This is a genomic window from Limnofasciculus baicalensis BBK-W-15 (assembly GCF_024178385.1).
Lineage (GTDB): Bacteria > Cyanobacteriota > Cyanobacteriia > Cyanobacteriales > Coleofasciculaceae > Limnofasciculus > Limnofasciculus baicalensis.
Window position 1 is genome coordinate 1 of sequence record NZ_JAMZMM010000358.1, and the last position, 6,260, is coordinate 6,260.

Consider the following 6,260-nt stretch of genomic DNA (forward strand, 5'->3'; position numbering starts at 1 on the left):
TAATCTTTATTAAGATTAATTCTCAATACTTGACGAGATTGCGTCGTTTCAGCTATTATTGGCGGATAATCCAAAGGAGGGCTAATGACCTTTTGAGGATTTTTCACTTTTTTGAGATAGATGATTCGAGTCAGTCATACTTCAATATATTAGTCGTAAATAGGCGATAGAGTAGTTTTTTTTTAGCAACATGGGATGGAGATGAGCGAGTGGATTGAGAATAATATCCCGGCTATAATTGATGCTCTCAATCGGATCGAAAAACTCTAATCTCCAACGTCTCCCCTCTATCCTATTATCTTTGATTTAACTTTTTGGGAGATGGGTAGTGCGATCGCAAACTCTGTCCCTTTACCTACTGTAGAGTTACAGGTAAGTTTGCCACAATGTTTATCAATAATAATTGAGTGAGAAATTGATAAACCCAAACCCTTACCTGCGCCAATGGGTTTAGTGGTAAAGAAAGGATCGAATATGCGTTGTAGGATAGTCTCTGGAATCCCAGAACCGTTATCGGCAATTCTAATAATAACAGATTGAGTTAAAGTTGTAACTCCAGTTTTTTCACGATCTTCTTCCCTCGTCTCCATCTCAGTGCAAATAGTAATCCTCCGTGGTTGCGGTTGGGATTCTAATGCGTCAATAGCATTGTTTATGATATGGAAAAACACCTGATTCAACGCACCTGCGTAACATTCTATTAAGGGTAATTCACCATAATTTGTCTCTACTTGAATCTCTTGATCTTGTAGTCCTTTTTTCAAGCGATGTTGCAATATTAACAATGTACTATCAATACCTTCATCAATATGAACTTGCTTGATTTCTGCTTCATCTAAGCGAGAGAAATTGCGCAAAGACAGCACAATTTTGCGGATACGGTTTGACCCCTCTTTCATCGATTTAAGTAGTTTGGGGAAGTCTGTGGTTAAGAAATCCAGATCAATAGTCTCGATCTCATTTTTGATTTCAGCAACAGGTTCCGGATAGTGCTTTTCATAAAGTTCTAACAGGTGCAACAAGTCACTTGTATATTGATTAGCGTAAACGATATTCCCATCGATAAAGCAAATTGGGTTATTAATTTCATGGGCAATTCCGGCAATCATTTGACCCAAACTAGCCATTTTTTCATTTTGAATAAGTTGGGTTTGGGTTTGTTGGAGTTTGTTTAATGTTTGCTTGAGTCGTGTGTTTTTAGCTTTTAACTTACATTTTGATTCTAGTAATGCGCCTTCGGTGCGTTTCCGTTCGCTAATATCGGTAATCATCCTCAAAACACCAACAAATTGACCCCTTGTATCGAAAATAGGAGTAGCAGATACAATTGCCCAGAGGGAGGAACCATCTTGGCGACGGAATTTAAAATCATATCTTTCTTGAATACCCTGATGGCGACGATTCACGTAGCTTTGAGCAAGTGCGTGACTTTCTTCGTCCATAAATTCAAATAAAGATCGCCCCAAGATTTCCTCTACTTTATAGCCCAACATTTGCGCCATACGACTGTTGAGAAAGGTAGTTTTGCTATGGACATCGAACAGCCAAACTCCCTCTGATGCTGTCTCCACAATGCGACGATAATGACTCTCTGATTCTCGCAATGCTTCTTCCCATCGCTTGCGAGCTGTGATATCTTCACAAATAATTAGGAGATGTTGGGGAATGCCACTATCGTCGAGTAGGGGTACTTTTTTGGTATGGACGATTCTTTCTCCTCGGTGAGGAGTAATGATGGGACTTTCTGGGATATCAACTAATTTACCACCTTGTAAGACTTGTCGATCTTTGGCGCGTAATTTATCCGCTCGATCTTCAGGTATAAAATCATAATCGTTCTTGCCCAAAACTTCGTCTTGGGTATAGCCAAATAGTTCTTCACTGGCTTTATTCCAGTACTTAATCCGGAGTTTTTGCGCATCTTTAATAAAGACACCGACAGGGAGATTTTGCACAACGGAGTTAAGGAATGCTTGGGTACGCCGCAATTCGGCTTCAGTTTCTTTCTGTTGAGTAATATCCAATATTACCCCGTCTAGCCAAAGAATTTCACCCTCTCGATCGAAGATAGCTTGACCTTTATCATAAACCCAAGTAATCTTGCCATCTTCTCGCACAATCCGGTATTCTGTGACGTAGGATTGTTTTGTACTGATACTTTGCCAAACCGACTCCTCGACTTTTCCCCTGTCTTGAGGGTGAATGATACTGCCAAAGGATCGCACCCGATTGTGAATAAAGTCACTCGCCAGATAGCCAGAAATCTCCTGAATCCCATCGCTGAGATAGGTCATTGTCCAAGCAGAATCACAGGCACAGCGGTATACAGCGCCGGGAATATTGGCAACTAAGCTTTTAAATTGTGCTTCGCTCTCTTCTGGCAAATCGGTTTCTTTGCAATCCGTAGATGTACGGATAATTTCTGAATAATTTGATATAATTTGCATAGTTTCCGCTAAACCTGGTTGCAGGATTGAGCTCCTTCAGGTTTCTAGATTAGTCCAGTAATTAGTCCATCTAAACAGATTGTCTAAGTCTATCATTGTTTTGAGATTTTTAATAATATTTTTGAGAGAAAAATTCACCAACTCTTTACCGAATATAGTAGGGTGCGTTACATAACGCACCCTACAGATAGCTAACAACTAACAACTTATTTTCCAATCAAGTTATCTCGTAAAGTTTCCTCCTGTCGCTTCACCGCTGCCAAAAGCTCTCTATTCTGGAGAATAACACCCACTTGATTATTGAAAATCTGCATATATTTTTGATCGCTTTGGTCAAAACTTACCTGCAAATAATCAGGTAATTCCTCTTCTTCTAAAGGATTGTAATCCGGATAATCTCCCGATTTCTTCTTATTAATTAATTGAGTAACACCAATTAACTCGCCATCGGGATTTGAAATGGGCATACAGAGTAAACTACAAGTGCGATATCCTGTCTTGCGATCGGTTTTTTTAGCGATTTCAGAATCAGGGTAGTCGTAGAGATCGAAGGGGATATTTAGAGGTATCCCCATTTCTGCTACTTTACCAGCATAACCTTGCCCAACTTCTACTCTAATTTCCTGCATCAAACCATGTTCAAAAGGAATTTTTGTCCACAATTGATTATGTTCCCGATCTAAAAGCCAAAGGGTACTGCGATCCGCATTCATTAATTCTTTAGCGGCATCCATCACGCGCTTGAGTATTTCTTCTAATTCTAAAGAACTTTGGCTTACGGAACGAGTTGCTGCCATGAGTGCGGCGGCAACTCTTTGTCCTCTAGCAGTTTTATGATAGGATTTAAAACTTTCGAGAATCATGCGAATGAGTGCGGCATTATCGGCAAATCTATCTTCATCTGCTTTAGTAAAGCCTTCTTTATCAATTTTTTCTGACAAGGATAATCGGCGATCGTAAAATCGCTTTAACTTATTAATTGACTGGACAACAGCGATTAATCCTCCCTGGTCGTTCACTAAGGGAACAGCTAGCATAGTGTAGGTGCGGTAACCATTTCTTTGGTCTTGTTTCTTGGCGGTATCCGAGCGCGGATCGTCATAGAAATCATATTGAATATTGATTAATTGCTTTGATGCTGCTACTTCCCCGACAATACCTTGGTCAGCGGGGATGCGCAATTCGAGGGAGCGATCCCCTTCACTTTCAGCAATAATTGACCAAAATTCATTTTTATCTTCATCTAAGAGGAAAATTGTTGTGCGATCCGCACTCAATGATTTACCCAACTTCAGAGTAATAGAGCGCAATGTCGCATCAAGAATATCATCAAATCCCTGTCCATCCATCACCTGATTTAGCATGGCTAGGGTTTGACTTACTACATTTTGGGGCTGATTTTCTGCTTGTTGCTTTAGTGCTGTAAACTGTCTGGCATTTTCTAGTGCTACTCCTACTTGGGAGTTGAAAATTTGCATGTATTTTTGGCTGTTAGGGTCAAAACTATCCTGAAAACATTCTGGTGCTTCTGGCCAATCATAAGGGTTATATTCGGGATATTGTCCTGGTCGTTTTTTGTTGACTAATTGGGTGACACCAAGTAACTCGCCATCTGGACTCCAAACGGGCATACAGAGTAAACTACAAGTGCGATAACGGCTTTTCTTATCAGTTTCTTTTGCAGTTTCTGAATCAGGGAAATCGTAGAGGTCGAAAGGAACATTTAGAGGTTCACCTGTTGCGGCTACACTCCCTGCAAAACCTTGTCCTACTTTGAGACGCAACTCTTGGACTGAACCATTTTCAAAGGGAATTTTTGTCCACAATTCATCATTTTGTCGATCTAATAACCAGAGGGTACTTCGATCCGCGTTCATTAATCTCTTTGCGGCTGCCATTACCCGTCCAATAATTTCTTCAGAATCAAAACTGCTGTAAGAAACGGATCGGGTAGCTTCTGTTAGTGCTTCAGAGGCTTGGAGGCGTTGGGTAAATTTATAACAGGATTGGCATCCTTCTAAGATCCGTTGTACTCCTGGTGCATATTCAGCAAATTGCTGTTTATCTGCTTCGGTAAAGCCTTCTGGATCGATCCTTTCTGCAAATGGAGCTGTTGGATTATACCGTGATGAGAGCTTATTAACTAATTGAACAAATGCTGATATTTCTCCTTGCTCATTCAAGAGGTGACAGGTTAACTCATTATAGATGTGATAGCCAGTTTTTTGAGTTTTTGCTTCAGCAACAACTGAGTACCAATCTTGAGATAAATGTACAGCAAGGTTAACCGCTTTTTTATAGATTGTCACTCTACCAGTAGTTTGATTATTGGCAGGAATTTGGATCTTTGTAGGACGACTCCCAGTCATCCCCGCACTAATTGACCAGAGTTCATTTTTATCTCGATCGATAAAAAAAATTGTAATTAGATCGACTCTCAATAATTCTCCCAGTTTTAAGGTTATAGATCCTAATATATCATAAAGGATATCATCAAAGTCCTTAGTTTCTCTTGCCTTGAGGAGCGAGAGAATTTTCTTTTCCTGTTCGTTCACAAGTTGTGGAAAACTAGGTTGTAGAGATGTTAAGGTTTTGTTAACCCAGATCCAGTTAAATACCGATTCATAAATCCGATTATAAATGGTTAAATTTCCGCCATGTCTGACTACTAAACCGGATAGGCATAATTCAATTACTTCAGAAGTATCATTCACCCCGATCTCGCCCTGTTGGACAATTTCCTGATATAGCTTCAACAGAGGAGCAGTGGGTTTTCCTGTCCGCAAGAGGCGATCGCGAATTGTTTTGAGATGGGGAGGTTCGTCTTGAGTTTCCCAATTTTCAATAATTTTGGTTTTTACTAAATTTTCTACCCATTCTGCTTCTTTCCCGTCTGGTACAGAAGATTCAGCATTGAAGATTAAATTACATAGCTTCTGAGTGAGAAATGGTTGTCCTCCTGTCCAATTCAATATAGCTTTTAAGACGGCTTGAGGATTCTTGGCTTTCTGCGCTAATCCTTTGGCTAAAGGTTGCGCTTCTGCTAATTGAAAGCCGTGTAATTCAATCGCACGACCAATATTAAAGGGGGTGCAGTTTTTATCCTGAATTAAATCAGAAGGGGTGGAAACTCCCAATAAGGCAAACGTCAGGCGATTTAATCCCTCGCAAGCACGGATTAAGGCAAAAAAATCGTTATTTCGGAAACTTAAGCTGAGGATACTATCGATTTCATCGATAAATATAACAATATTTTCAGTAACGGTTTCTAACAATTCATGTTCGATAAATTCGCTCAATCGCTGGATTGGAGTGAGAATATCGCGATCGCGCAACCAGGATCTTAAATTAATCGGGAGGCGGAAACTTTTTTCGAGGGCTTTCATCACCCCCGCATACCATTGATCTGCGGTAATATCTTGGGAACCAATCCGAGTTAAGTCTATGGCAGCACAGGCGATTCCTTCTGCTTGTAATCTGTGCATTGTCCGTACTCGCAAGCTGGTTTTGCCCATTTGACGGGAATTGAGGACATAACAAAACTCACCTGATTTTAGTCCTTCATACAACTCTTGATCTGCTTTTCTCACCACATAACTAGGGGCATCTGGAGGTAAATGTCCACCTACTTTATATGTATATGTTATGTTGGGCACGGTATTCATAATTAATTCTGCCTGGGTAGAGGACACTGATATTGGGTGGGAGTATCCCAATTTGGAAAAAATGCAGATTGTATTCTTGCTCCCCCCTTTGATAAGGGGGGCTGGGGGGGTGAAAAGGGGGGCAAAAAACGAGTATCTTTGCCAAAGT

General features: G+C 40.4%; 2 protein-coding genes. Both read right to left on the reverse strand.

All coding sequences use genetic code 11. The features are described from left to right. Positions 1 to 287 precede the first annotated feature (287 nt). Complete coding sequence (locus tag NJ959_RS24345) at positions 288 to 2,447, reverse strand: PAS domain-containing sensor histidine kinase (protein ID WP_254014338.1); 2,160 nt, start codon at positions 2,445 to 2,447, stop codon at positions 288 to 290. A 206-nt stretch (positions 2,448 to 2,653) separates the two neighbouring features. Next, a complete protein-coding gene (locus NJ959_RS24350; RefSeq protein ID WP_254014339.1) occupies positions 2,654 to 6,112 on the reverse strand; it encodes a GAF domain-containing protein in 3,459 nt (1,152 codons plus the stop codon). Between the last annotated feature and the right edge of the window lie 148 nt (positions 6,113 to 6,260).